The organism is Sphingomonas sp. PvP055, from assembly GCF_040546365.1.
GTDB lineage: Bacteria > Pseudomonadota > Alphaproteobacteria > Sphingomonadales > Sphingomonadaceae > Sphingomonas > Sphingomonas echinoides_A.
In genome coordinates this window covers 1,753,206-1,779,212 of the sequence record NZ_JBEPNS010000001.1, presented here as the reverse complement: position 1 = coordinate 1,779,212, position 26,007 = coordinate 1,753,206, and the positions used below count along the sequence as shown (strand labels likewise).

The 26,007-nt window shown below is 64.6% G+C and carries 28 protein-coding genes and 1 tRNA gene; 7 read left to right on the top strand and 22 right to left on the bottom strand.

The window, feature by feature from the left end; all coding sequences use genetic code 11:
• Positions 1-33 precede the first annotated feature (33 nt).
• The 3 genes from ABIC16_RS08625 to ABIC16_RS08615 all read right to left on the bottom strand — a co-directional run bounded on the left by ABIC16_RS08625 (position 34) and on the right by ABIC16_RS08615 (position 2,307).
• The gene (locus tag ABIC16_RS08625; RefSeq protein ID WP_209566703.1) at positions 34-495 is read right to left on the bottom strand and encodes a hypothetical protein; all 462 of its coding nucleotides are present in this window, start codon (positions 493-495) and stop codon (positions 34-36) included.
• Positions 492-1,100 carry a carboxymuconolactone decarboxylase family protein gene (locus tag ABIC16_RS08620; protein ID WP_354290758.1) on the bottom strand — a complete coding sequence of 203 codons (609 nt, stop codon included), beginning with the start codon at positions 1,098-1,100 and terminating at the stop codon, positions 492-494. Before ABIC16_RS08620 ends, ABIC16_RS08625 begins: the two co-directional genes overlap by 4 nt.
• An 85-nt stretch (positions 1,101-1,185) precedes the next feature.
• Positions 1,186-2,307, bottom strand: a complete 1,122-nt coding sequence (locus ABIC16_RS08615) for an alpha/beta hydrolase (protein ID WP_354290757.1) — start codon at positions 2,305-2,307, stop codon at positions 1,186-1,188.
• A 96-nt stretch (positions 2,308-2,403) separates the two neighbouring features.
• Between ABIC16_RS08615 and ABIC16_RS08610 the strand changes: the two genes are divergently transcribed.
• Positions 2,404-3,171: a Crp/Fnr family transcriptional regulator gene (locus ABIC16_RS08610; protein ID WP_354290756.1), complete on the top strand. Its 768-nt coding sequence runs from the start codon at positions 2,404-2,406 to the stop codon at positions 3,169-3,171.
• 112 nt (positions 3,172-3,283) lie between these two features.
• Here the strand turns inward: ABIC16_RS08610 and ABIC16_RS08605 are convergent, their stop codons facing one another.
• Positions 3,284-3,520, bottom strand: coding sequence for an LbetaH domain-containing protein (locus ABIC16_RS08605; RefSeq protein ID WP_354290755.1), 237 nt, complete (start codon positions 3,518-3,520; stop codon positions 3,284-3,286).
• 53 nt (positions 3,521-3,573) lie between these two features.
• Between ABIC16_RS08605 and ABIC16_RS08600 the strand changes: the two genes are divergently transcribed.
• Positions 3,574-4,206, top strand: coding sequence for a tyrosine-type recombinase/integrase (locus tag ABIC16_RS08600; RefSeq protein WP_354290754.1), 633 nt, complete (start codon positions 3,574-3,576; stop codon positions 4,204-4,206).
• 124 nt (positions 4,207-4,330) lie between these two features.
• On the opposite strand, the gene ABIC16_RS08595 is transcribed toward ABIC16_RS08600, so the two are convergent.
• From ABIC16_RS08595 to ABIC16_RS08555, 9 genes are all read right to left on the bottom strand, one after another.
• On the bottom strand, positions 4,331-5,290 hold the full coding sequence (locus ABIC16_RS08595) for an SUMF1/EgtB/PvdO family nonheme iron enzyme (RefSeq protein ID WP_354290753.1): 960 nt from the start codon (positions 5,288-5,290) through the stop codon (positions 4,331-4,333).
• Positions 5,287-6,954 (bottom strand): arylsulfatase, encoded by a 1,668-nt coding sequence (locus ABIC16_RS08590; RefSeq protein ID WP_354292287.1) that lies wholly within the window; start codon positions 6,952-6,954, stop codon positions 5,287-5,289. Before ABIC16_RS08590 ends, ABIC16_RS08595 begins: the two co-directional genes overlap by 4 nt.
• Before the next feature lie 81 nt (positions 6,955-7,035).
• Complete coding sequence (locus ABIC16_RS08585; RefSeq protein ID WP_354292286.1) at positions 7,036-7,977, bottom strand: TauD/TfdA dioxygenase family protein; 942 nt, start codon at positions 7,975-7,977, stop codon at positions 7,036-7,038.
• A gap of 31 nt (positions 7,978-8,008) precedes the next feature.
• Positions 8,009-9,391, bottom strand: coding sequence for an MFS transporter (locus ABIC16_RS08580; RefSeq protein ID WP_354290752.1), 1,383 nt, complete (start codon positions 9,389-9,391; stop codon positions 8,009-8,011).
• 12 nt (positions 9,392-9,403) lie between these two features.
• A complete protein-coding gene (locus ABIC16_RS08575) occupies positions 9,404-11,830 on the bottom strand; it encodes a TonB-dependent receptor (protein ID WP_354292285.1) in 2,427 nt (808 codons plus the stop codon).
• Positions 11,831-13,067: 1,237 nt separating this feature from the next.
• Entirely contained in the window at positions 13,068-13,862 is a 795-nt protein-coding gene (locus tag ABIC16_RS08570; protein ID WP_354290751.1) for a tyrosine-type recombinase/integrase, read from the bottom strand.
• 515 nt (positions 13,863-14,377) lie between these two features.
• Entirely contained in the window at positions 14,378-14,920 is a 543-nt protein-coding gene (locus ABIC16_RS08565; protein ID WP_354290750.1) for a hypothetical protein, read from the bottom strand.
• Positions 14,921-15,146: 226 nt separating this feature from the next.
• Positions 15,147-15,221 (bottom strand) — tRNA-Gln (locus ABIC16_RS08560).
• 64 nt (positions 15,222-15,285) lie between these two features.
• Positions 15,286-16,437 carry a branched-chain amino acid aminotransferase gene (locus ABIC16_RS08555; RefSeq protein ID WP_277970748.1) on the bottom strand — a complete coding sequence of 384 codons (1,152 nt, stop codon included), beginning with the start codon at positions 16,435-16,437 and terminating at the stop codon, positions 15,286-15,288.
• Positions 16,438-16,509: 72 nt separating this feature from the next.
• On the opposite strand from ABIC16_RS08555, the gene ABIC16_RS08550 reads away from it, so the two are divergent.
• Positions 16,510-16,998, top strand: coding sequence for a MarR family transcriptional regulator (locus ABIC16_RS08550; RefSeq protein ID WP_277970749.1), 489 nt, complete (start codon positions 16,510-16,512; stop codon positions 16,996-16,998).
• Positions 16,999-17,008: 10 nt separating this feature from the next.
• Here the strand turns inward: ABIC16_RS08550 and proC are convergent, their stop codons facing one another.
• The 5 genes from proC to ABIC16_RS08525 form a co-directional block, all read right to left on the bottom strand.
• Positions 17,009-17,788 (bottom strand): pyrroline-5-carboxylate reductase, encoded by a 780-nt coding sequence (proC, locus tag ABIC16_RS08545; RefSeq protein WP_354292284.1) that lies wholly within the window; start codon positions 17,786-17,788, stop codon positions 17,009-17,011.
• Positions 17,789-17,822: 34 nt separating this feature from the next.
• Positions 17,823-18,323, bottom strand: a complete 501-nt coding sequence (locus tag ABIC16_RS08540) for a type III secretion system chaperone family protein (protein ID WP_026046515.1) — start codon at positions 18,321-18,323, stop codon at positions 17,823-17,825.
• A 108-nt stretch (positions 18,324-18,431) separates the two neighbouring features.
• On the bottom strand, positions 18,432-18,710 hold the full coding sequence (locus ABIC16_RS08535) for an accessory factor UbiK family protein (RefSeq protein WP_354290749.1): 279 nt from the start codon (positions 18,708-18,710) through the stop codon (positions 18,432-18,434).
• Positions 18,711-18,731: 21 nt separating this feature from the next.
• Complete coding sequence (locus ABIC16_RS08530; protein ID WP_354290748.1) at positions 18,732-19,304, bottom strand: TspO/MBR family protein; 573 nt, start codon at positions 19,302-19,304, stop codon at positions 18,732-18,734.
• 65 nt (positions 19,305-19,369) lie between these two features.
• On the bottom strand, positions 19,370-20,158 hold the full coding sequence (locus tag ABIC16_RS08525) for a TlyA family RNA methyltransferase (RefSeq protein WP_354290747.1): 789 nt from the start codon (positions 20,156-20,158) through the stop codon (positions 19,370-19,372).
• A 262-nt stretch (positions 20,159-20,420) separates the two neighbouring features.
• On the opposite strand from ABIC16_RS08525, the gene ABIC16_RS08520 reads away from it, so the two are divergent.
• On the top strand, positions 20,421-21,092 hold the full coding sequence (locus tag ABIC16_RS08520) for an RBBP9/YdeN family alpha/beta hydrolase (protein WP_277971485.1): 672 nt from the start codon (positions 20,421-20,423) through the stop codon (positions 21,090-21,092).
• 12 nt (positions 21,093-21,104) lie between these two features.
• On the opposite strand, the gene ABIC16_RS08515 is transcribed toward ABIC16_RS08520, so the two are convergent.
• The gene (locus ABIC16_RS08515) at positions 21,105-21,794 is read right to left on the bottom strand and encodes a Crp/Fnr family transcriptional regulator (protein WP_354290746.1); all 690 of its coding nucleotides are present in this window, start codon (positions 21,792-21,794) and stop codon (positions 21,105-21,107) included.
• Positions 21,795-21,881: 87 nt separating this feature from the next.
• On the opposite strand from ABIC16_RS08515, the gene ABIC16_RS08510 reads away from it, so the two are divergent.
• Both ABIC16_RS08510 and ABIC16_RS08505 read left to right on the top strand, forming a co-directional pair.
• The gene (locus ABIC16_RS08510) at positions 21,882-22,073 is read left to right on the top strand and encodes a hypothetical protein (protein ID WP_277971487.1); all 192 of its coding nucleotides are present in this window, start codon (positions 21,882-21,884) and stop codon (positions 22,071-22,073) included.
• A 47-nt stretch (positions 22,074-22,120) separates the two neighbouring features.
• Positions 22,121-22,315: a hypothetical protein gene (locus ABIC16_RS08505; protein ID WP_354290745.1), complete on the top strand. Its 195-nt coding sequence runs from the start codon at positions 22,121-22,123 to the stop codon at positions 22,313-22,315.
• A 9-nt stretch (positions 22,316-22,324) separates the two neighbouring features.
• Here the strand turns inward: ABIC16_RS08505 and ABIC16_RS08500 are convergent, their stop codons facing one another.
• From ABIC16_RS08500 to ABIC16_RS08490, 3 genes are all read right to left on the bottom strand, one after another.
• Positions 22,325-23,035, bottom strand: coding sequence for a hypothetical protein (locus tag ABIC16_RS08500; protein WP_354290744.1), 711 nt, complete (start codon positions 23,033-23,035; stop codon positions 22,325-22,327).
• A gap of 163 nt (positions 23,036-23,198) precedes the next feature.
• On the bottom strand, positions 23,199-23,549 hold the full coding sequence (locus tag ABIC16_RS08495; protein ID WP_354290743.1) for a DNA primase: 351 nt from the start codon (positions 23,547-23,549) through the stop codon (positions 23,199-23,201).
• Positions 23,550-23,643: 94 nt separating this feature from the next.
• On the bottom strand, positions 23,644-24,912 hold the full coding sequence (locus ABIC16_RS08490; protein ID WP_502958295.1) for a multidrug effflux MFS transporter: 1,269 nt from the start codon (positions 24,910-24,912) through the stop codon (positions 23,644-23,646).
• Between the two features lie 104 nt (positions 24,913-25,016).
• Between ABIC16_RS08490 and ABIC16_RS08485 the strand changes: the two genes are divergently transcribed.
• Complete coding sequence (locus ABIC16_RS08485) at positions 25,017-25,970, top strand: isopenicillin N synthase family dioxygenase (protein WP_277971491.1); 954 nt, start codon at positions 25,017-25,019, stop codon at positions 25,968-25,970.
• Positions 25,971-26,007: the final 37 nt, after the last annotated feature.

Genomic DNA, 26,007 nt, shown 5'->3' with positions numbered 1-26,007 from the left:
TCGCGCTTTGGGGGCGTCGGTATTCCGGAATGGTCAGGCGTTGGCCGCTGCCTTCGCGCCGGCCGCGGTCGCCACGCCGAAGACGAGGTGGACCATCGTGTGCGTACCAATCGTCGCCGCATCGGCCTGCCATTCGGGCTTCTTCAGCCCCAGCAGCGGCCCGGTGATCCAGTGCATCGCGGCGTAGAACGCCAGGCCGAACATGATTCCCGACGGCACTATGCCTGCATCTTCGTCGACGATCGCCGCATAGACCGCGCCGGCTGCCGCAGACAGCAGGAGGTGGCTACCCTGCACGATGGCCTGCTCGGCCGCATCCGGCAGGTCGCTCGACGGTAAGGAGCGAACGCCGAGTTGCCGCGCGCCGGCCCGTTCGAGATCGGTGAGCTCGGACGCGATGCCGCTCTTCTTCTCGCCCGCCATCATCATCGCGGTGATGCCGAGGCCTGCCACCAACCCACCGGCGATCGCGCCGGCCATCCGCTTGCCGTTCATGCGCGCTCTCCCTCTTCCTTTGGATCGTCGGGCAAGCCCTCCTCGCTGCCGGGGACCGACATGTCGTAGGCGTTGAGCAACAGCGACACGAGGCAATAGCCGCCTACCAGATAGACCAGCTCCGCGGTCCGATCCTCGCCGAACGCGCGCACCGCACGGTTGTAGGTCGAAGCCGGCAATTGTCGTCCACCCGCCAGCGTCGCGGCGACGTCGTAGGCGGCGGCCTCCTCTTCGGTCAGGTCGGCGGGACGCTGGCCAGCGGCGATCGTCGCGACCTTCTCGGCCGACAGACCCGCCGCCTCGCCGACCCGCTCGTGGGCGTAGAGTTCGTAGCGCGAGTTGAAGACCGCGCCGGTCGCCAGGATCGCGACCTCGTGCGCCGCCTTCGGCAACGTGGCGTTGTCGATCAGCGCCTTGGTATACGTCCAGGCAGCGCGACCGAACGCGGGAAAGCGCAACATCGGCGCGAACGGCCCGACCAGCGCCCCATCCGCCCGGTGCGAGACGAAGCCCTTCAGATGCTCGGTGATGTAGGCGTCCATCTCGTCGTGAAGCGGACGCAGAGCCGCGGGCATGTCCGCGGGCGGGTAAGGCGGGGTACGCATCGCTTGCTCCGTTGTCAGGCCGCGCCGGCCGGATGCCGGTCACGCATTGATCGACGGGGCGGCACCGGCCACCCCGTCGAACCGATCAGCGGCGGGGCGCCCCTGCGAACGCTGCCTTCAGGCGCGCGACCGCCAGTTCGTTGGCGTCCTTGGCACCGCGAACGACCTTCGCCATGCCGAAGAACTCATGCGTGACGCCTGGATACGTCTTCTGCTCAACCTTCACGCCCGCGGTGCGCATCGCCGCGGCCAGCGTCTCGCCGTCCGAGCGCAGCGGATCGATCTGCGCATTGATGATCGTCGTCGGCGGCAGGCCGCGCAGATTGGCGGCGACCAGGTTCAGCCGCGGATCCTGCGCATCGGCGGCGCTGGTCTGGTAATAATAGCCGAACCACTTCAGCATCGCGGCATTCAACGGCTTGGCATTCGCCGAATCCTTACGCGACGGCAGCGTCATGCTGCTGTTGGCGATCGGATAGACCGAGACGATGTAGCGCGGCACGGTCAGGCGATTGTCACGTGCGTAGATCGCGGTCGCGACTGCAAGGTTGCCGCCCGCGCTTTCACCGGCAACTGCGATCTTCGCAGGGTCGCCGCCCCAGCTCGCCGCATTCAGCAACGTCCAGCGATAGGCCGCCGCGGCGTCGTCATGCTGCGCGGGGAACTTGAACTCGGGAGCGTGGCGATACTCGACCGACACGACGATCGCGTTCAGCGCCTTGGCCATCGCGCGTGGTGCCGAATCATACGTGTTCACGTCAGCAATCACCCAGCCGCCGCCATGATAATAAACGACGACCGGCATCGGCTTGCCATTCGCGGGCGCTGCCGCGGGCTTGTAGATCCGCGCGAATTGCTGGGCGTCCGAGCCATACGGCACGTCCTGCGTCGTTGCCGAAGCGTCGGGCGCGGTTGACATGCCCTGCTGGACCATCGCCGCCTTGGCGCCATCGGCGGCCGAAGGCTGCATCCGCGCCTGCGCCGGGGTCAGCGTCTCGATCGGCTTGCCGTCGAGACCCGCGAGCGCGTCGAGCACCTTTTGCATGTCTGGTGCCGCCTTGGGGGGCTGCGTCGCGCTTGCCGGCGGGGCGGCGGGTGGCGGTGCGCTCGGCAAGCGGGCCGATTGCGCGAGCACGCCGGCCGATGCCGTCAGTAGCGCCGCCGCGAAAAGGCTGCGCACGACGGGGCGCTTCGAGATGGAAACCATGTGATCCTCCTGTTTGATCGCTCATGAACAAAGCAGGATGGCCGACGTTGCTGTACGGAACCGTGCAAAGTCCGCCAATTAGAGGGAAAGACGGATATGTCGACGATCGTATCTTTAGCGCGCGGAGCGGCCGTCGCCACGCCCCGTCGCGATGACGCCCCGCTCGGCAATCGACTGCTGACCAGTCTCTCGCCGGAGGATTTCGGTCTGCTGGCGCCACACCTCGAGCTGGTATCGTTCGCAGTCGGTGACTGCATCACCCGAGCCGGCGATCCGATCGACAGCGTGTGCTTTCTCGAACAGGGCATTGCCGGCGTACTCGACTCGCTCGATGACGATCGTCGCTACGCCGTCGGGCTGGTCGGCGCGGAGGGCTTCATCGGCTGGCCTCTGGTGATGGGCGACGATCGCTCGCCCTACGATGTCACCATGCGCGCCGAGCGCGGCCAGGCGCTGCGCATGCCCGCTGAGGCGTTGCTGGCAGCGGTGGACCAAAGCCCTACGCTGCGCCTGACACTGCTCCGCTTCGCCCACGTGTTCATGGTGCAGATGGGCCGGACCGTCGTGTCATCGCTGGCGCATTCGATCGAACGCCGCATGGCCCGGTGGATCCTACTCTACCACGACCGTGTCCAGGCCGACGAGATCTGCATGACGCATGAGGAGTTCCGGCTAATGCTCGGTGTTCGCCGTAGCAGCGTTACCGACGCACTCCACCGGCTGGAGGAGGAGCATGCCATCCGAGCCGTCCGGGCCAAGGTTCTGGTCCATGATCGGACAAAGCTCATGGCCCTGGCGGGAAATACATACGGCCAACCAGAACAGGACTATGTCCGTCTCCTACAGATGGACCGAAGACGCTAAGGAATTGCGCCAAGTGACCCAGTTGCGGCGGTTCGCGGGCGCTTTTGACTTTCCGAACTTCGGACATTCACTCATGTCGGTGTGAAGCTCGGCGCGTATAAGTAATCGGACCCTATCCCAGTAGGCTAGCGGGGTTGCCCGCCACGGTCACGCAGTCGGGAACATCGCGTATTACAACACTGCTTGCGCCCATGATCGCGTCGTCACCGATTGTGATGCCGGGCAGGATCAGCGCAGCACCGCCTATCCAGACGTTTCGACCGATGGTGACCGACCGCCCGGACCGGCCGTTCGTTCGTTCGTTCGTTCGTTCACGGGCATCGTGCCAACCATAGATGTAAACGGCCAATTCACCCTCTCGATGTAGCCTGCGGCGCTGACTCTAAAACGTGGAGATAAGCGATGGGACACTCGTCGATAGATCCAGCTTTCAACGAGCTCCGCCCTTGGAACGAAGGCCGCGTGCTGGGCCCAAAGCGCGCGCTTAAACCGCAGCAAGTCTGGGCTATTCGCTTCTGGCTTGACCAACATCGGCGGCTGCGGGATCGGGCACTTTTCGACTTCGCGATCGACAGCAAGCTGCGCGGATGCGACGTCGTGAAAGTTCGCATTGGCGACATCGTTGCTGGTGGCCGCGTTCGGGATCGCGCGATCGTAGTGCAGCAAAAAACGAAACGCCCCGTGCAGTTCGAGCTTGTCGAACCTGCCCGCAAAACCCTCCTCGCTTGGCTCGAGCGCCGTGGCGGCACATTGAACGATTTCGTCTTTCCGAGCCGTAACGACTATATGGGGCACATGAGCACGAGGCAGTATGCGCGCCTCGTTCGCGAGTGGATCGTCGGCATCGGCCTCCAAGCTGAGGATTACGGTACTCACTCCCTTCGACGCACCAAGGCGTCGATTATCTACAAGGCGACGGGCAACCTTCGCGCAGTGCAAATCCTGCTTGGTCATGCCAAGATCGAAAGCACCGTCCGCTATCTTGGCGTCGATGTGGAAGATGCTTTGGAGCTGTCGGACCGGACCGAAGTCTGACGAGGTCAGTTTGACCCAAAAGTCGACGTTCGCAGTATCGTTTGCGCCCAACGATTTCAGCCATTCGTTCAGATTGCACTTTGGCCCGCATAGTGCCGGTCGTATTCGATCTCACAACGTCGTCCTATAGATCGGGCACGCGCTGCGCCCGTTGCTGAACCGCCGAAATCGTCCGAAACCCAAGGTGCGACGCAGCAAGCGTTTCTTCCTGTGCATGCCGCGCGGCCGGGCGATAGCGCGCGCAGTAGTTGCTGGCGCAGAGGAACGAGCCGCCCTTGATCACGCGCGCCCGCGCGCCCGGCTGGCGCGGATCGTAGCTCGGGTTGCCCGGCGTACCGTCGCCGGTAACGAACGCGCCATGACCGGGGACGTACCAGCTCTTGGTCCATTCCCAGACATTGCCGATCAGATCATGCGCGCCGAGCACATTGGGCTCGAAACACCCGACCGGCGCCGGGCCGACATAGCCGTCCTCGCCGCTGTTGGTGTCGGGGAAGCGCCCCTGCCAGGTGTTGGCGTGGCGCGTGTCGGGGCGGGCGTCGGGATCGCGCAGCCCGGCACGCGCCGCTGCCTCGAACTGTTCCTCGCTCGGCAGCGCGCGGCCGGCCCAATGCGCATAGGCGGCGGCGTCGGCATAGCTCACGTCGACCACCGGCAGTTCGGCGCGCCCGGCGAGATCGGTCGCGGGGCCGTGCGGATGCCGCCAATCGGCGCCCTTCACGAAGCGCCACCACTGCGCCGGGTTCGGCGTCTCGACCGGGTTGGTCGGCGGCTTGAACACGAAGGCGCCGCCACCCGGGCGCTCGGCCTGGGTGACATAGCCGGTTGCCGCGACGAACGCGGCGAACTGGCGGTTGGTCACTTCATGCCGGTCGAGATCGAACGCCGCGACCTCGACCGGCACTGGCGGGCCTTCCTCGGGATAGAAATGGTCGCTGCCGAGCAGGAAGCGGCTGGCGGGCACCGTCACCCCGCCGTCGCGATCGCCGCCGCAGCGGGCGAGCGCAGCCGTAGCGGGCGCCGGCTGCGCATCGGCGCGCACCAGCAGCACGGCGCCCAGCGCGAGCAGAAGCGCGCGGATCATGGATAGCTCGCGGCTTTGGAGGGCATGATCACGCCGACCTGCTTGCCATAGCTATCCCACGCGGCAACCAATGCGGCGATGCGCTTGGGCTCTGCCTTGGCAAGGTCGCGCGTTTCGCCGGGATCATCGGCGAGGTTGAACAGCCGCCAGCCGTCCCCGAGATCGACCGCCTTCCAATCGCCCTGGCGGATCGCACGCCGACCGAACAATTCGCTCCCGACGGGCTCGCTCGCGGCATGTACGCGCGGCGCATCGCCGAGCAGATAGGGGCGCCAGCTCGCGCCACGCACCGGCTGGACCGTGCGCCCGGCATAGCGGCCCCCGCGCCACTGCCCGCCGGCGGCCTCGACCAGCGTCGGCACCACGTCCATCACCGTGCCATAGACGCCCGAAATGCCCTGCCGCTTCGATCCCGGCCAGTCGACGAAGGCGGCAACGCGCGTTCCGCCCTCGGTGGTGTAGGCCTTGTAGAGCCACGACGGCGCGGTCGCCGCCTGCGCCCAGCCCGGGCCGTAGCCGATATAGGAGGTCGGCTTGCCGTAATTCTCCAGCCGGTTGTCGGCCGCCTTCACCCGCTCCGTGAGACCCGGGATCTCGGCATGCGCGACATCCACCCCCTCCGCGCCATTGTCGGCGGTGAACAGGATGATGGTGTTATCATACTGGCCGGTCGCCTTGAGATGCGCGATCACGCGGCCGACATTCTGGTCCATCCGGTCGACCATCGCGGCATAGATCTCCATCGCGCGCGACTGCTCGGCCTTTTCGGCGGGCGAGAGATCGGCCCAGCGTTTCGCCCCCTTGCCATATTCGATCGGGTGCGCGGCGACGTCTTTCGGGATCAGGCCGAGGGCCCTCATCCGCGCAAGCCGCTGGTCGCGCAGCACTTCGAACCCGGCGTCGTAGCGCCCCTTGTAACGCGCGACGTCTTCGTCGGGCGCCTGCAACGGCCAGTGCGGCGCGGTGAAGGTGAGATAGGCGAAGAACGGCTTGGCCTTGTCGGCCTTGCCGAGAAACGCGATCAGCTTCGACGCATAGGTGTCGGACGAATAGAAATTCGCCGGCAGCGAGGCGAGCTTGACGCCATTCTCCCAATAGGTCGTGCCGATCTTCGTCGGGGTGGCGATGTCGAGCCCGTAATGGTTGCCGCCACCCTGCGCGAGATCGAAGCTCTGATCGAAACCGTGCCGGGCCGGGCTGTCCTCGGGCCGCGTGCCGAGATGCCATTTACCCGCCATCAGCGTGGTGTAATCGAGGTCGTGCAGCCGGTCGGCAAGCGTCACGACGTCGGCTGGCAGATAGCCTTCATAGCCACGCTGCCCCTGCTGGTTCGGAGCGAGCAGTTCGGCCATGCTGCCCAGCCCCGCCAGATGATTGTCGGTGCCCGACAGCAGCATCGAGCGCGTCGGCGAGCAGGTCGGCGCCGAGTGGAAACCGGTCAGCTTCAACCCGCGGGCTGCGAGCGCGTCGAGATTGGGCGTGCGGATCTCGCCGCCGAACGCGCCGATGTCGGAGTAGCCGAGATCGTCGGCGACGATGATCAGGATGTTGGGCTTGCGCGCCGGCTCGGCGGCGCGCGCGTGCGATGTCGGGGCGCCAGTGGTGAGCGTCGCAAGCGGCGACAGCAACACCGCTGCGGAAAGAAGAAGGTAGCGTTTTTTCATCATCGCCTCGGGAAGGAGGAGGGCCGGTGCCCGGATCGAGCCCCTCCCCGCGTCGGGGAGAGGCTCGGGGTCTCTGCGCGGCTATTCCGCCGCTTCGAGCGCGCGCACCGGTTCGGGCTTGAGCACCCGGCTGGTCGACCCGTCGACGCCGACCGGGACCTGCCCGGCGATCGTCGCGCGGCGCAGCAGGCGGCGCTGCTTGCCGAAATCGGCGATCGCGCGGTGCTGCGTCGCGCGATTGTCCCAGATCGCCACGTCGCCCGGCGTCCAGCGCCAGCGCACCGTATTCTCGGGCTTGGTGATGTGATCCTGCAGAATGCTGAAAATCCGCGCCGAATCCTCGCGGTTGAGCCCGACGAACGATTTCACGAAGCTGCCGAGCAGCAGCACGCGCTCCTGCGTCTCGGGGTGGACATGCACCACCGGATGCTCGGTCTCGTAGACGGTCGAGGCGAATACCTCCTGATAGCGCTTGATCGCCTCGCTCGTCGCCTCGGGCCGGGCCGCGGCATAGTCATAAGCGTTCGAATGAACCGCGCGCAGCTGATCGGCGAGCGCCTTGAGCGGAGCGGGCAAACCGGCATACGCCGCCGCGCCGTTCGCCCACAAGGTATCGCCCCCGGCCGGCGGGATGATCAGGGCGCGCAGGATAGACGCCTCGGGATAGGCTGGCAGGAAGGTGATATCGGTGTGCCACTGCGATGCCGCCTCGCCTTCCTTCGAATTGAGCTCGAGCAAATAGCGCGAGCCCTCGGCGACCGGCACCGTCGGGTGCGCCAGCGGCTGTCCGAGCAGCCCGGCGAAATCCTCATGGCTCTCGTCGGTCAGCTGCGTCTGGTCGCGGAAGAAGATCACCTTGTGGCGTACCAGCGCCGCGCGGATCGCCGCGACGGTCTCGGGTTGCAGGTCCCCGCCGAGCTTCACCCCGCGGACCTCCGCACCGATCCGCCCGCCGACGGGGACGATATCGAGCGGGCCATCGGCATCCTGCACATTGTCGAAATGATGGATCAGGGCAGTCATCATACTTCTCCTCTTCGAGACACGTTGGATTTCAGCGGGTGGAACGGGCGTCGAGCGCGCGGCGAATGTCGCGATGCGCGGCTTCATCGAGCGGGAAGCGCCAGATCAGTGCGGCCGCGACGACGTGCGCGAGCGCCGGGCCAAGCGCGAAGACGTATTTAAGCCCTTCGAGCGCCGCCGGGCTGCTGTGCCCCTTGGGCGCGAAGCCGAACCAGGCGACCAGTGGCAGCGCGATCCCGATGCCGAGCGCCGGGCCGGTCTTGCTGGCGAGGCTGAACACCGAGAAGAACAGGCCGGTGCGGTTGTGCCCGGTCTCGAGCTCATGCGCGTCGGCGACGTCGGCGACCATCGCGCGCAGCATCAGATTGCCCGAGCCCTGCGTAAGCCCCTGCGCCGCGGCGAGCGCGATGAGCAGCCACAGCATGCCGGGGAACACCGCGAGCAAGGCGATGTTGATCGCCGCCTGGGTCAGCTCGCCGGCAATCGCGGTGCGGCGCTTGCCGTGGCGTTTGCCGATCGCCAGCCAGATCGGCCCGGCGAACACGCCAAACACGAATTGCAGCAGGTACAGCCCGCTCGCCCAGGCCGGCAGGCCCATATAATTGACCGCGAAGAACACGATCAGCCCGGCGCGGATCGACTGGCCGGCCGTCACCGCGGCGTCGGAGGCGAGCACGCGCAGCAGCAGGCGGTCGCGAAAGATCAGCGTCGCGGTCTGCCAGAAGCGTGGCCGCGGGAGATGCTTTTGCGGAGCCGGCTGCTCGGGGAAGGCGAACAGCGTCAGCGCGAGCGCCGGCAGCAGGGTCGCGAGGATGAAGCCGCCGACGACATGCAGCTTGAGCGCGATGTCGGCCGGGCGGACCTGTTCGAGCAAGGTCGGCAGGATCAGCACGAGCAGCAGGCCGAGTGAGCGCATCGTCGCCTGATAGGTCACGATGCGGGTGCGCTCGTGATAATCGCCCGACAGCTCCCCCGCCCAGGCCGAGAACGGGATCTCGATCATCGTCCAGCCGCTGTAGAAGAGGAACAGGACCGCCCCGAGATAGAGCGGCGACACCGTCCCCGGCGGAAAGAAGAGCAGCGCCGAGCCGAGCCCGAACAGCATTCCGCCCGCGGCGATCCACGGGCGGCGGCGGCCGAAGCGGCTGTGCGTGCGGTCGCTCAGCGCGCCGACGATCGGGTCGCTCGCCACGTCCCAGAAGCGGCCGATGAAGAACACCAGCCCGATCGCCGCGAGCGACAGTCCGTAATGCGTCGCATAGAGTTGCGGCACGAACAGCATGAGCGGCAGCCCCGCCCCCGCGATCGGAATCGCGAGCGACCCGAATGCGAGCAATCTGGCACCGTCGGCGCGTGTCGCGTCGGTGCGCCGGGCACCGGTCGCGCGGGACGCGAAATAGGGGATGCTGGCCATCTACCGCGCTCCTCAGAGTTTTACGCGGACGGTGCCGCCGAAGGTGCGCGGATCGCCGAGCGTCGCGGTGAACAGCCCGTAATTGAGCACGCTCAGCGTCTGGAAATAGTCCTTCCCGAACAGGTTGCGCGCCCACACCGACACGTCATATTTCCCGCCGGCAAGGCGCACGCCGACGCGCGCATTGGCCAGATCGTAGCCCGGCACCAAGCCGTAGCGGCTGTTGCTGGCGACGGTGTAATAAGACGAGCGATACGACCAATCGGCATGGCCATAGAGCTCGCTGCCGCCGCGCAACGGGATCGACCCGTCGCCGCCGAGCGCGGCCGACCATTTCGGCACGCCGGCGAGCGGCTTGCCGGTCATGTCCTGCACCGCCCCCTGGTTGAGCGTCTCGACCGGCGCGGGGCCGTTGGGATAGTTGGCGTAGACCGCATCGGTATACGCCACCGAGCCAGTGAAGCTGACGTGCGGCGAGACGCGCCATGCGGCATCGCCCTCGAACCCGCGCGAGCGGACCTTGGGGATGTTGGCGATATAGTTGATGTAGGTGTTGGTGCCGATCAGCTGCTGGACGATCGTCGTCTGGTAATTGGCGACCTCGGTCCAATAGCCCGCGAGGTTGAGGGTCACCGCGCGGTCGAAGAATTGCGATTTGATGCCCGCTTCGAAATTGTCGACCTTCTCGGGCGCGACCACGGGTGAAACGCCCGCGGGAAGGTTGGTGAGGTTCAGCCCCTGCGATTTGCTGCCACGCGAATAGGTCGCGTAGAGCAACACGTCGTCGGTCGCCTTCCAGCCCAGCGTGGCGAGCCCCGACAGGCTGTCATTTTTCGCCGAGACTTCGAACGCGGTGACGGGGGTCAGCGCGACGCGGATCGCGGTGACGCGCGCGATCTGCGTCGCGGTGAGTCCGGTGGTCGGCAGCGCCGAGACGACCTGGTTGCTGTAGCTGCCCCATTTGTCTTCGTGCGTGAAGCGCAGGCCGGTGGTCAGGCTCAGTGCCGGGGTGATGTGCCACACCGTCTGCCCGAACGCGGCGAAGCTGCGCGTGTGCGGATCGGAGCGCGATTGCGCCGTCAGGCCGTTGGTGGCGATGCTGGCGACGCCGCCGGCGAGGTCGGCCGGGTAGAGATAGCTCGCCGCATCGGGGCCGAATTGCGTCGCGCCGACGCCGCGGACCTTCTGGAAGAAATAATAGAGCCCCGCGACGTAATCGATCGTGTGGCTGCCGTCCGAGGCGAGGCGAAGTTCCTGGCTGAACTGGCGTTGGAAATTCTGCTGGTGCCCCTGCAGATTGACCGACAGCGCGGTGTAGTCGCCATCATTTAGCGGGAACCAGTTCCAGTTGCGCAGCGCGGTGATCGAGGTGAGCGTGGCCGAGCCCAAATCGTAATTGACCTCGCCCGACACTCCCCAGGTGTTCATGTTTGCCTGGAACGGCGAGTTGGCGTCGGTCTTCCGCGCGAAGGGATCGAACGCCAGCGGCGTATAGCCGGCGCGCGCGATGCGGCTGGCGAAGTTGTTGGCGATCGTCGCGCCATTGTCATAGCTCGCGAAGCTGCCGACGAGCACGTTGATGCAGCACTGCTGGTCCTGCTTGCCCCAATCGCCGATCAGCCGGACGGTGAGATCGCTCGCCGGGGTGAGCAGCAGCTGTCCGCGCACCGTGATGTTGCGGTAATCGTGGACGTCTTTCTGTTTGGTCGTGTCATACAGATAGCCGCTGCGGTCGGTATAGGCGGCGCTCAGTCGGAAGGCGGCAAGGTTGGCGATCAGCGGTCCGGTGAGCGAACCGCGGAGCTGCTTGAAATCGTAATTGCCGATGTCGGCCTGGCCGTCGAACCCCCAGTCGAAGTTGGGCAGTTTCGAGCTGATGTTGAGCGCGCCGGCGGTGGTGTTCTTGCCGAACAGCGTGCCCTGCGGGCCGCGCAGCACCTCGACGCGGTCGAGATCGACCAGGTCGAACTGGCTTTGCCCGACGCGGCCGTAATAGACATTGTCGACATAGACGCCGACGCCATTCTCCAGCCCGTCATTGGTCAGCGCGACGTTCGAGCCGAGCCCGCGGATGTTGATATTGGTGTTGCGCGGGTTGAAGCTGAACACCTGCAGCGACGGGACCGACTGCTGCACCTGGTCGAGCCGGAAGTCGCCGCGCACCGCCAGCGCCTGGCTATCGACCACGCTGATCGCGATCGGGACATCCTGCGCCCGCTCCTGGCGGCGACGCGCGGTGACGACGATGTCGGCGGCGCCGGCTGCGGGCTCGGCGTCAGCTACAACCGGCCGGGATTCGGACGACGCGGATTCCGGCGGCGGCGTCGCGATGCTGGCGAGCGTGGCCGGCGGTATGGTCTGCGCCATAAGCGGGGATGCGAAGAAGGCGAGCGGTGCAACGCCGGCAAATCGTGTCAGTTTCGTATAGGCGTGCGGCATCACTGCCCTTCCCCTTATGGTTCGAAAAGTGCTGGTCGGGATCGTCGACGATGGTCGGCCGCAAAGCCCAGGCACACGCCCTCACCCCGCGCTCCCTGCGAGCGCGGCTGCCAGGCAAGCCACTACCGTCATGCGCCACAGCGGCGCACGCGGACGTTACGGTCACAAAGCGGACGTCAGGCCCTTACGGGCGACAGCGGGTCCCGCGTGTTATCTGGAGAGACGGGCAACGCATCATCGCGAGCTCCTCGCTTGGTTGGACGGCGACGCCGATCGAGATCCTCGGCGTGCACTGCATTCCTATCGTATTGATGGGAATTAGCGAACAAGTTCGGCTTGTCTTTGTGAAAGCGCGGCTAAGCGAGGATCGCTTCAAAACCTGATAGAGATCTTGGTGCCACTGAGCGGCCGAGGGTAAGCTTCTCGCTAGCCCGCGGTGTCATCGGGTAGGCCGGCCACCGAGGCGGCATGCAAGCTCACCACCGGACCAGATGATCGCAAAGGCCTCGCTACCTTCCAGGTCCGGCCAGGTCTGCCGCCGCCGTGATAGGTGCCTAAGCATGAGCACTCGCAGAGCTCGCGCTTCGCGTTCGAACACGATCCGGCGCAGACTTCGGCTCGGTTTAGCGGTTGGATCACGGAAACCTGGCCGCATCGCTCGACGCGTCGCCGAAGGAGCGACCCGTACCACACCACGGGTAGGGCCGCGGCCTAATGACTGACTTTAGCGCATTATCAGATCTTGCGATCAAGATGAACGAACGGCAGCTTACCTCACCTCGTCGCTCCAAAGCGGCCAGGCCGTTCTCCACTAATTTCCCGAGTTTTAAGTGCTCCGAGGCGTTCCAGATTACTGAAAGCGGACCGGCTGCTATGACGCACGAAAGCTGCCGGTGCGCAATCGACCAATAGCGGCTTTAGGTTAGCTACGAACCACAAAACTGGCCACACCGGCGAGGGAAGCGTAAGCAGGACCCGCACCGCGAGGGGGACCTTTGCGGCAACTTTCTTCGGATAGGGAAGCGATAGCGTTCTCAGTGGAGGCAACAAAAGTTGCGCTCGCGCCAGCCATCCGAAGCCAATTTAAAGTTAGCCACTACCGAGGCAGTTAGACGACGGAGCGTCGTAGATCGTGTCTTCACGCGAGATCCGAGTGGCATATTTTACGGGGCGTGCAGCCACGCATCATCATAACGCGAAATCCGTCATATACAGCGTCAATGAAGGTCCGAGGATATTAAATATTCTTCGTAGCCTTAGGCAATCTCGCTGGTCTCGAAACTCGCATGCCGGGAGGCAACAAATTGATCGCACGGGCATCAGAAATTTGGTCTGTCACAATTGGAATTTGATCGACGAGTGCCTTTAGCTTTGCGACCCGGGTAGCCTTGGCATAACGAGTTGATCCCTCGCCCTTACCCTCATGACCCAAAGCATCATTTCGATGCTCCTCGAACACCTCGAGATTTTTGAGCTCCGTGCTCACGGTGTGACGGGCCGCGTGAAGCGCCTGCCCACGCTGCAACGTCGTCATCATCGGGGCGATGCATAGCCACCACAATTTGTAGAAGGTGTCACCCTTTTTGGACCCCGCTCTCTCGGAGACGAGCTCTGGAAATACCGCACCATGCCCAGCCGCCTTGATCGATTGAACGTAGGCGGCGAAACCGAGCCGAACCAGCTCATCGGAAATCGCTATGAGCCTGACAGCAGACTGATTTTTGACGCGACCGGCTGCAGTGAAACCAATATCGATGTACCAGATGTCGTTGAGGCACTCGACGTCGGTAACAAGCAACTTACACACTTCTTCCCGTCGCATGCCCGCATACCAGACGACGAGCGGAACGTAAAACAAGCTATCATGGTAGGTTTTGTCGCCGACGTGGAGACGGTCTCTCAAGGACTTACAGCCTGTCCAGGCCGGAAGTGCAAAAAGCTCCTTTCTCTGCTCCCGTCTATAGGCGGCTCGGGCGTTGCGCTCATCTTTGAGGTCGGGGACCATAAACTTTGAGAAGTCGAGCGGCGCCACCTCCGGCACGTGCTCACGCAAAAACTGTGGATTTGAGCAAGTTTGCGGAAGTGCTTATTGGTGGTGGCCGAGAGCAACCCCGTAACGTCCGCCTCGTATTCGCCCTGCTCGATCTTATTATCGGCGTCTTCACAGATCGCAGCGAGCATGATGTCAGGGTTACAGTGCCATGGTGCCTTGCCGCAAGTTATTGGAAGTCGGTCAAACCAAAGGTCCAGCACCTTCAGATCCTCGAAGGTGAGAGTCCATCGCGGCCGCCGTTGCATCGATCGCTCCAACAAGAACGCCGTCCACCGTATCTGACGCGGTGTCTGCTCCCCGACTTGATCCTCGGCCCGTTGCCCGCCTTTGCGGTGCTCAAACATTTTCGGCGTGTCGGCGATTCGGCGTTCGCCCACTCGCGTCGCAGTCAAGTCGCGCCACTCGACTGGAACCGACACTGAGGTAAGATCGCCGATAGGCTCTTTGTCGACCTGACGTCGCCCTGCGCGGACAGGAGCCAATGCTACCCCACGCTAAGTGGTCGACAGTTGGCTAGCCAAGGACGCCTCGGCGTCGAGATGTGCGTCGCGAAAGGCAGGATAAAGTGCCAGTTCAACTACCCAGCGCAACATGGCATTTGGTGTGAAGCTGTGATCACGCAGCAACCCGTCGAGATAGTCGGGTTGGAACCGGGTCAAGTCCTCATCTTGACGGAGTTTGATGATTACCTTCTGGTCTTCGATCTGCTGAGCGTTCCAGCCTGCCTCGGCAAGACGCTGCTCTTCTTCCAGCAGCATCGAAGAATGCCCGCCGTTGTCGGCCAACGTCTGATAATAGTTCGCAAGGGCGAGGTTGGACATGCTAAATTGCGAAGCGTGGTATGGGGTCGATCGCTGCTCTCGGCAAAGCTCAGCGAGCAATCGTTCGTACGCGTCCTTGGCGATCGCCTTCAATTCGGACTCGGTGGGACCCCGCTCGTCCCGGCTGCGCTGATCCAACATTTCCATCACACCTTGCGACGTGAAGGTGAGAGCTGCACCTCTGCGGCTTGCTTCAATCCGGTCGGACGTTTTCAACGATAAGCGAATGTCGAGCTTTCGGCCATCGCAGATTGGGTGAAAACGTCGCCACCAAAAGACGTGGTCGCGCCGGAAGATGTGTAGGGACGCCATAGCTGACCTTCAGGCCGACAGGTTGGCACACTCTGATGCACGATCAGGACACGCCACCCACAAACCAATTAATTAGAAGTCAGCGATATCAGTCGCTTAGCGCGCTATTGGTTGGGACCAAAGCAAGGTTTGGCTGGGGCGGCAGGGTTCGAACCTGCGAATGGCGGCATCAAAAGCCGCTGCCTTACCACTTGGCGACGCCCCAATCCGGGAGCGCAGGCCTTTAAGCTGCGCGTGCCCCGATGCAAACCGAAAAAATGCGGATCGCGTCAGATAACGCGTTCGAGCCACCCGTGTGGGTCGGGCGCGACGCCGCGTTGGAGGTCGATCAGCGCCTGGCGCAACCGGCTCGTCGTCTCGCCTGCGCCCCCGTCTGCGATGTCGAATGCGCCATCGACCATCTTCATCGTGCCGATCGGCGTGACCACCGCCGCGGTCCCACACGCGAACGCCTCGCGCAGCCGGCCGCTCGCAGCGTCCGCGCGGCACTGGTCGATCGCATAGGGTTCCTCCCGCACCGTCAGCCCCATGTCGCGTGCCAGCGTGATCAGCGAGTCGCGGGTGATGCCCGGCAGGATCGTACCGGTCAGCGGCGGCGTCTGCAGCGTGCCGTCGTCGAACACGAAGAAGATGTTCATGCCGCCCAGTTCCTCGATCCAGCGGCGCTCGACCGCGTCGAGGAACAGCACCTGGTCACACCCCTGTCGGGTCGCCTCGGCCTGCGCGATCAGGCTGGCGGCGTAATTGCCGCCGCACTTCGCCGCGCCGGTGCCCCCCGGAGCGGCGCGCGTGTAATCCTGCGACACCCAAAGGGTCACTGCCGGAGCGCCCCCCTTGAAATAGGCGCCGACCGACGAGGCGATGACTGCGTAGAGATATTCGGCGGATGGTTTGACCCCGAGGAACACCTCGCTCGCGATCATGAACGGGCGGAGGTACAGCGCACCGCCGTCGATGTCCGGGATCCAATCGGCTTCCTGGCGAACGATCGCGCGGACCGATTCGACGAAGAGCTCTTCCGGCAGCGGCACCATCGCCATGCGTTCGGCCGAAGACCGGAATCGCGCGGCATTGGCGGTCGGGCGAAACAGCGCGGCGCCGCCGTCGGGCAGCCGATACGCCTTCATCCCCTCGAAAATCTCCTGCGCGTAATGCAGCACGGCGGAGGCGCTATCCATGGTGAACGGCGCCCGCGCGACGATCTTGGCGTCATGCCACCCCGCCGCCTCGCTGTAGCGGATCGTCACCATGTGATCGGTGAAGACCCGGCCGAAGCCGGGATTGACGAGCTGCGCCGCACGCTCGTTCGCCGCGATCGGATTCGCATTCGGTTCGAACGCGAACGTCGGCGAAGAGTGCACCGCGCCGCCATCCGACGGATCGGCAAGCGGAGCGTTGGCGAGCGAGGCGGTGTGCGACATGGTATCCTTGCGACATATTGCGACAATTTGGGGGTTGAAGGGGTGTACGGGACACGTCAAACGCGGTCAACAATGGCAACCGCAATCGCCTCTGCTTCGCCGCTCTTCCTCCGCGAGAATGAAATTCGTCGCGGGATGGAATTGCTCTACTTCGCCCAAAGTACGCTCGCGCGCACGACGGAAGCGCGTCTGGCCGAAATGGGCCTGGGCCGCGCGCATCATCGCGCAATGTACTTTATCGCGCGGCACCCGGATCTTACGGTCAGTGCCCTGCTGAGCTTGCTGGGAATCACCAAGCAATCGCTCGGCCGCGTGCTCAACGAACTGGTCGACCGCGAGCTGGTCGAAACGCGCGTGGGCGAACGCGACCGCCGTCAGCGCCTGCTGCGATTGTCCGACACGGGGACGGCGTTCGAACGGGAGCTGTTCCAGATGCTGCGCGAGCACTGGTCGCGAGCGTATGCGCGCGCAGGGCAAAATGCCGTGACGGGCTTCTGGTCGGTGCTCGAAGGCATGATCGACGACGAGGGTCTCACTCGCCTGTCGGGACCGCACGAATAGCGCCACGCGGTCAGGTGCGGGCGGTCGCGGCCATTTCCGCATTGCGCCGCGTCGCCGCGTCGATCGTCCGGGTCAGCAATAGCGTTAGCGCATTATCGGCATCGAGCACGTCGAGCCCTTTACGAGTCGATCCCCCAGGGCTCGCCACCTGCTCCGCGAGCGCCCCCGGCGCGACCTCCGCCGCGGCGGCGAGAAGCCCCGCCCCTTCGACGGTCGCAAGCGCGAGCCGTTCCGCCTGATCGCGGTCGAGCCCCTGCGCGACCCCTGCGAGCGTCAGCGATTCAATGAAACGGTAGAGAAACGCCGGCCCGCTCCCGGCCAACGCCGTCACCGCATCGAACTGGGCGGGCGCGACCCACTCGACCAGGCCGAGCGGCTGCATCAGCTGCTTGACCAGCGTCTTTGCTGTCGCAGATGCGCTGGCGCTGTCGAGCGCGACGACGCCCTTGCCGATCGCGACGGGAAGATTGGGCATCGCCCGCACGATCGCCGCAACGTCGAACCGCGCGGACAAAGCGGCTTCCTCGACCCCCGCAAGGATCGAAACGAGCATCCCCGCCCCCGTCAATCGCGACGCGAACCGCGCGGCGATGGCGTCGAGTTGCTGCGGCTTCATCGCGAGGATGACGATATCGGGCAACGGCCCGTCGGGCAGATCACGCGCCTGCCGCACCCCATCGGGAAGGCTCCGGCCGGTGCGGTTGACGACATCGACGTCGCCACCCGCCACCACACCGCTCGCGATCCAGCGGCGCAGCATCGCGCCGCCCATATTGCCGCATCCGACCATCCAGATCCGGCACCCGCGCAAATCCGTCACGCGCTCAGGCTTCGCCCTGGGTTTCGGTCATGGCGGCGGCCAGCGCCTCCTTGGGGGTCTTACCACCCCACAGGATGAACTGGAACACCGGATAGAAGCGCTCGCACTCGTCGATCGCGCTTTCCACCATCAACTCCGCAGACCCGAGCGACAAGGTCCCGCCGTCGCCATCGATCATCGCGGCATGGCGGTACAGCAAGATCCCGCTCGACGACCACAATTCGAAATGGCCGACCCACAATTGCTCGTTGATCAGCCCGATCGCCTCGTACATCGCGGCGCGCTTGTCATCCGCGACCTTGATGTCCGGGAAGGCGAGGAACTGGATGACTCCGTCCTCGTCCCGCCACAGCGCGCGCAATTCATATTGCGCCCAGCTGCCCTTGACCTTGGCAATGACCTCATCGTCCTGCCGCTCGTAATCCCACCCGTGCGCCGCAAAATAGCTCTCGAGCATATCGATCGGCGCCGCGTCGTCGCGGTCGAAATCGGCTTCGTCCAACATCATTCCGAGCCCTCCGTCCACGCTACGACCAAAAGCGTGGCCGCTGCGACGCGGCGACACAAGCGATAGGTGCGAATGCCCGGAGAATTTCCTGTGGATAAGATGAGGTCAGACTCCGCTTGCCGGCGCAGCCGTAGGGGCGCCTGCCGCCTTGGCTTCCAGCGCATCAAGCCGTGCGCGCAGCGTATCGGCTTCGTCCCGTGCTGCGGTCGCCATCGCTTTCACGACTTCGAACTCGTCGCGCGAAACGAAGTCGAGCCCGCCGATCCACTCGCGTGCCCGCGCACGCGCGCCAGCCTCGGCTTCTCGGCCAACGCCCGCCAGCGTACCCGCCGCGCCGTTGACGAATTTTGCGAAATCATCGAAGATTTTGTTGTCGGCTTGCATCTGCGAAAAATCCAATCGAACTCATGTAGCAAGAATTTGGGTGGTCGTCGAACCGGGTGCAAGGGTTTCCACCCCCGGGTTCAGCGCCAGAATCTCGTAATTGAGATACGCGGCGAACAGCAGCCAGGCAAGATAGGGCACCAGCAGCACCGCCGCGACCCCGCGAACCTGCGAAAACAGGATCGTCATCAACAACGTCACACCGAACATCAGCCCGACCAGCACGAGCGCGACCACGACTTGATGCAGGCCGAAAAACAGCGGCGACCAGGACAGGTTGAGAACGAGCTGCCCGAAGAACACGATCAGCGCGGGCGTCCGCAACCGCGCCCCGCGCGCGTTGAGGATCAGCGCAAGCGCGACCCCAAGGATCGCGTACAGGAGCGACCAGGCGACCGGGAAAACCCAGTCCGGCGGGTTGAACGCGGGCTTGACCAGCCCGGCGTACCAGACGTTGTTCTTGCCGAGCGGCGCGAGCTGCGCGGCACCGAACCCGAGCAACAGCATGCCCGGAACCGTCAGCGCGATCCAGCGCAGCAGGGACACGCGCAATTGTCGTTTCGACACGATGCTGCCCGCCATGTTCGTCGCCATCTCGCGCTTTCACCTTCCCACGCTGCGTTCATCCCGCGATCGGCGAGCCGACCCGGACGATCGCGCTATACGGCAACTCCCGGCGCCTCGGTGGGATTATTTGCCGCCTGATCCGAAGGAGCGATGCGCTCTGCGCCGATCAGGAACTCGACATTGCCTTCGGGCCCGGTGATCGGGCTTTCCACCAGCGTGACGATCCGCCACCCCTGCCCCTCCACCCAGGTCGAAACCTCGGCGCAGACTCGCGCGTGGATCACCGGGTCGCGCACCACCCCGCCCTTGCCGACCTCGCCGCGCCCCGCCTCGAATTGCGGCTTGATCAGCGCCAGCAGTTTCGCCGCGGGCTTGGCGAAGCGAAGCGGCACCTCGAGCACCTTGGCCAGACCGATGAAACTCGCGTCGCACACGATCAGGTCGACCGGTTCGGGGATATGCACTTCGGTCAGGATCCGCGCGCTGGTCTGTTCGTGAACGACCACGCGATCGTCCTGCCGGATCTTCCACGCAAGCTGGTTGGTGCCGCTGTCGACCGCATAGACGCGCGCGGCGCCGCGTTGCAGCAGCACGTCGGTGAACCCACCGGTCGAGGAACCGACGTCGATCGCGACCGCGTCCGTGACCGCCCAGCCGGTCGCGTCCAGACCGTGCGCCAGCTTGATCCCGCCACGCGAGACCCACGGATGATCCCGCCCGCGCACGTCGAGCACCACATCGTCCGCAATCGCTTGCCCCGGCTTGTCGATCTTCCGGTCGCCCGCGAAGACGAGCCCGGCCATGATCAACGCCTGCGCCCGCGTGCGGCTCTCGACGAGGCCGCGATCGACGAGAAGCTGGTCAGCCCTGATCTTGGGCATCGGCAGAACAATAGAGAGAAATGGAGCGCATCCGTCCCCCTATCAAGCTTCGTCCCAGACCCCAAGCGGTGCAGGAGTCAGGCCTCGCGCGATGGCGAGCAAAGGCGCGCTTTCGGTCCGGCGCAATCCGTCAACGGCTTGGCGCAGCGCTATTGCCTACCAAACCAGTAGGAATACCTTCTGAACCGGGAAGCGTGGCCAGGCGGTGTCCCCCTAGAGCATGGTCTGGTCACGTCTTCCTACCTTTAGTGGGAGAGCATCGATGGGCAGCTTTTCAAGTTACGACCCCGTGCAACCGACCATCTTGACGGTCCCCGGCCTCGGTGGCTCCGGTCCGTCACACTGGCAGACGCTGTGGGAGTCCGCGCGACCCGATACCGTTCGTGTCGAACTCGGCATGTGGAACACGCCCCACCGCAACGCTTGGGTCACCAAGCTCGATCAGGCCATCCGGCAGGCCAAGGCTCCGGTCGTCCTCGCGGCGCACAGCCTAGGCTGCCTCGCGGTCGCGTGGTGGGCGGAGATGACTCGCCAACCCTATGGCTGGCCGGTTGCGGGGGCCTTGCTTGTCGCGCCCGCCGACGTCGACCGCGCCGATGCGCGCGCCGAACTCGCGACGTTCGGGCCGACCCCGACGGCACCGCTCCCCTTCCCGTCGATCGTCGTGGCCAGCCGCGACGATCCGTGGATCGATATCGATCGCGCCCACAGCCTTGCGGTCGGCTGGGGCAGTCATTTCGTCGATGCGGGCGAGCAAGGCCATTTGAACGCCGCAAGCGGGATCGGCTGGTGGAAGGAAGGGCAGGAACTGCTCGACCGCGTGATCGGCGCCTCGGTCGATCGCGAGGGGCGCCCGCTACCGATCAGCGAAGCGCGCTCGATCCTCGCAATCAATGCGACCGATGCAGCGCAAGTCCATTATTTGCCGCGCTGACGGTTCCGCGCGTCAATCGACGAAGAGATAGGTGGGGTCGAACTCGGCGAAGGCGCGCAAACGCGGCCAATCGAAGATTTCGACCACTCCCTGTCGAAACGCGACCAGACCGTCCTCGCGCAATTGGCGCAGCATGCGGTTCGTATGGACCGCGGTCAAACCCGTGGCGTCGGCGAGATCGACCTGCGTCAACGGCAAGTCGAACTGGTTGCCGGACGCCATTCCTGCACGTTCCAGCCGGACGAACATTTCGCAGAACAGATGCGCGAGCCGCACGGCTGCACCCCGCGCCCCGATCGATACGATCCATTCGCGGTTGATCGCGGCATCGATCATCGTCGATTTCCACAGCAATTCCGTAATCGTCGCGGATCTCGCGGTTAGCTCGCGGACCGCGGCGTGCGGGAACAGCACGACCTTGATGTCCGTCAGCGCCGCGACCGAATGTTCCAGTCGTTTGAGCGGATAACTGTGTAAGTCCACGAAATCGCCCGGAACATGAATAGCGAGGATCTGGCGACGACCCTCTGGCGTATCCTTGAACCGCTCGACGAATCCATCGAGCAACAAGGTGCATTGTGACAACGGCGTATGTTGACGAATGAAGATCTGGCGAGCGTTGAACGTCGTCGTCCGGGATGCGCTGGCGTCGATCGCCGCGACGTCCTCCGCATCCAGCATGGGCGTGCGATGCGTTTTCAAAAACTTGTCGATATACATGCTGGCGGTCGGTCCCTCTTGGGGAACATGGACGGCAAGCTCGCGTTTTGTCTATAGGGAGCCGCGACATTGCCGAAAAATCCGCACGACAAACCGATCGAAGCCGTTGCCGAAAACGGCGAGATCCTGATGGACGGCCCCGAGGGCATGGCCGAATCGTTCACCCCAAGCGCGGCGAAACGGTCGGCAGAACATATTGCAAAGGCCGTGGCAGAGATCGACGAGATGGGCGACACAGACGAGCATTCATCCGACCATTAAGCATGTCGATACGCTGGATGTTAATCGAGTAAGGCGACGATGCAGTGGTGCCCTACAGCAAACTCTTCGTGAGCCGCTGGTCGGCGTTGTTCTGGGCCGCTTGCGTGATCTACACTGCGGTCGACACCGTTGGCTTCGCCCCCGAAAAGGCGGCAAAGGCCAGCGTTCCCACCGCTAGCGATGGCACTCCTGTCACGCCGGAAGACGTTGCCAACCTCAATGCCATCGTGAACGCGCTCTAGCCAATCCGGTCACCGAGCGGGCGCTGGTTTGAGCGCGATGTCGCTGATCTTCCACTTACGCTGCTCTGCTGTCGCCCCGTCGATGTCCCCGGCGCGGTGCAGCGTGACCGTACCGATCGAATAGACCGGCGCGCGGTCGGCCTTGAGCCTGGCATAGACCTGAACGGGAACGGTCACATAGCGCTGTCCCGCGCCGGCATCGATCCGCCCGGGCGCACCTACATTCGCGTGATATTCGCTATACCGATCGAACGTCGCCGCGAACGCAGCCACGTCCCGCTCGGCGATCTTCGACCCCGACTGCACCAACGCCCGCGCCTCCGGAAAACGCCGCGACCCTAAGAACGCGTAATAAGTCTGGACGACATTGGCGGCGCCTTGCGCGCTATCCTGCGTGAACCGCGCCTCGGACACCGGCGTACGGTCATCCGGCAAGCCACCCGGCGTCCCCGGCGCTGGCGGGTCGAGCGGCGCGTCTTCGTTGCCGACGGCGTTTGTCGAAGCGGCATCGTCGATCGCATCGTCATCATCGTTGGTCGAGCCCATTGCGCGGGCGTCCTGTGCGTCCAGACTGGCAGCGTTCTCGCCATAGGCGTCCACCGTGCTCTGTGCCTCCACTGCCGCCGCGTTGATGTCGACCGTCATGTTGTCGACCGGTTCGCTTTGCGCGCACCCCGCGAGCAGAATCAGCGAAACGGGGAGGATCAGCTTGGAAACCATGAGATTACTCGCGCTTTGGAGACTAGGACGGGCCAGTGCGGGGTAACGACCGCTTCCGGTCGCCGTTCCGCTTTACGGCGCGCCTATAGGCAGCATCCCGACGACACCATGACGGGATTAAAGGTATTCGGCGGACCGGGCCAACCAGCCCGCCGAAGCGAAATCACGGACGAAGCGCGGCGTCGTCCCGATCGGTCAGCGTGTCGGAATCCACCGAACCATCGTCGAGGTCTTCCTGCAGATCGTCCTCGTCCAGATCGTCTTCATCCTCGTCGGCCTCATCGTCTTCCTCGCCGATTTCGGAATCCGTCATGTCGAGGTCGTCTTCGTCCTCGTCATCGTCGTCCGTTTCGGAGGCGATATCGGGGTTGAGATCGGTCAGGATCGTGCCGTCGGTCGGGCCGTCGCGCGTGACTTCCAGAATCTCGGCGCGCTGGCTCTCGTCATAGCCTTCCTCGTCATATCCGTCGTCGCCCGGGCCTTCGCCGGGTACCTGATGGCCACCGATGCTCATGTCGTTTCTCCGGTCCGCCCCGGCCCGATGCGGGGTGCGGTTACCGTGCGAACCTAGCAGGAATGGATCGGTTCCGCATCCGGACCCGAAACGATCAGGTCGGGCGAAACAGTTTTCCACGCTCGACGATGGCCGCAATCGCCAGCCCGGCGATGCCCGCCACCAGGAACCCCAGGTGCAGTGGCGCGGTCGTCCCGTCGAAGCTCCGCCCGATCGCCCAGCCGATCAGCCCACCCACCGTGATGCTGAAAAATCCCTGCACGCTCGACGCGGTCCCCGCGATCGCGCCCATGTTTTCCATCGCCATCGCGGACATGTTCGAGGTCGCAAGACCAAAGCACGCCATGGTGATCGCCTGCAGCAACACGAAGACGAGCAGCGGCTCGTCCCCCCATTGTCCAATGAACAGCCCCGCCCCCGACGACAGGATCATCACCACCAGCGCAGTCTGCGAAATGCGCCGCATGCCGATCCGCATCACGATCCGCGAGTTGAGCAGGTTCGCCACCGCCATCGTTCCCGCCGATGCGGCGAACACCGCGCCGAGCAACGCCGGGCGGTGGAAGACATGCTCCATGATCGGCTGGATCGACCCGAGATACCCGAAGATCGCCCCCTGCGCGATCATCGTCGCGATCATGTAGCCGAGCGAATAGCGGTCGGACAGCGTCTGCCGCCATCCGCGCGCCAGCGTCAGGAACGACAAGGAAATCTGCCGGTCGCGCGGCAACGTCTCGGGCATCCGGATCGCAAACCAGATCAGGCACGCAAGCGCCGCCGCGGCGATCACTTCGAAAATCAGCCGCCACGATCCGACCAGCAACACTGCCTGCCCGAAGCTCGGCGCGATGATCGGCACCGCCATGAACACCATGAACGCGAGGCTCGTCACCTGCGCCATCGCGCGGCCGGAGAAACAGTCGCGAATCAGCGCGATCGTCACGACGCGGCTCGAGGCGATCGCAAGCCCGGTGATGAACCGCACCACCAGCAATAACGCAAAGCTGCTCGCCACACCCGCCAGCAGATTGCCGACCGCGTAACAGATCAGCCCGCCGATCAGGACCGGACGACGCCCGAACCGATCGGTCAACGGGCCATGGATCAACTGCCCGACACCCAGCCCGACCACGAACACGGTCAGGATCAACGGCCCGTCGAGGATCGCGTCGACATGCAGCCGCCGCGCGATGTCGGGCAGCGCAGGGAGCATCGAATCGATCCCGAGCGCGCCAAGCGCCATCAGCGCGGCCACCAGCGGCACGAACTCCGCAAGCCGGATGGGCGGGCCATCGACCCGTTCGAGCGGAACAACACGATCGGACATACCGCGCGCCATGCCCCAGCCAGTCGCGAAGGTCACCCCGGAAATCCGGTTCCGGACGATCCAACCCCCCGCTGGCCAATTGTCCCGCCGCACGTTTTGGCGATAAGGCGTGTCCTCCCCCGAGTGATGGACGTTTGCCCATGTCTGATTCCCCCGCCGCGCAGGTTCCCGCGCTTTCGCTTGCCGATGAGGCGAAGGACCCCGCCGCCTTTGCCGCCGCGCTCGGCACATCGTTCGAGCGATTCGGGTTCGCGGTCGTGTCGGATCACGGCGTCCCCGCCGATCTGATCGCCCGCGCCTGGGCGATGACCGAAGCATTCTTCGCGCTGCCCGAGGAAACCAAGCGGCGCTACCTTGTCCAGGGCGGCGGCGGCGCGCGGGGGTATACCCCGTTCAAGACCGAGATCGCCAAGGGCGCGACCCACGTCGACCTCAAGGAATTCTGGCACGTCGGCCGCGAGCTCGCCAAGGGCCATCGCTTCGAAGCGCAAATGACCCCCAACATCTGGCCGGACCAGCCCGAAGGCTTCCGCGAGACCTTCATCGAACTGTTCGCCGCGTTCGACACGGCAGGCGACCGCCTGCTGTCGGCGATCGCGCGGCACCTCGGCCTTGCGCCCGACTGGTTCGATCCCGCCGTCAAGGACGGGAATTCGGTCTTGCGCTTGCTGCACTACCCGCCGATCCCCGCGGATGCGCCCGGCGTCCGTGCGGGGGCGCATGAGGACATCAACCTCATCACGCTGCTGCTCGGTGCCGAGGAAGCCGGGCTCGAACTGCTCGACAAGGACGGCAACTGGCTGGCGATCAAGCCGCCCGAAGGCGCGATGGTCGTCAATGTCGGCGACATGCTCCAGCGGCTGACCAACCACGTCCTGCCTTCGACCACGCACCGCGTCGTCAACCCGCCGCCCGAACGGCGCGGCCATTCGCGCTATTCGATGCCGTTCTTCCTGCATCCCGCCCCCGACTTCTTGATCGAGACGCTCCCCGCCACGATCACCGCGGAGAACCCGGACCGCTATCCGACCCCGATCACCGCGCACGATTATCTCCACGAACGGCTCGTCGAAATCGGCCTTATCGCGAAATAATCTGTCGTACCGGGGTTGTTTCGAGGTCTAATCCTCC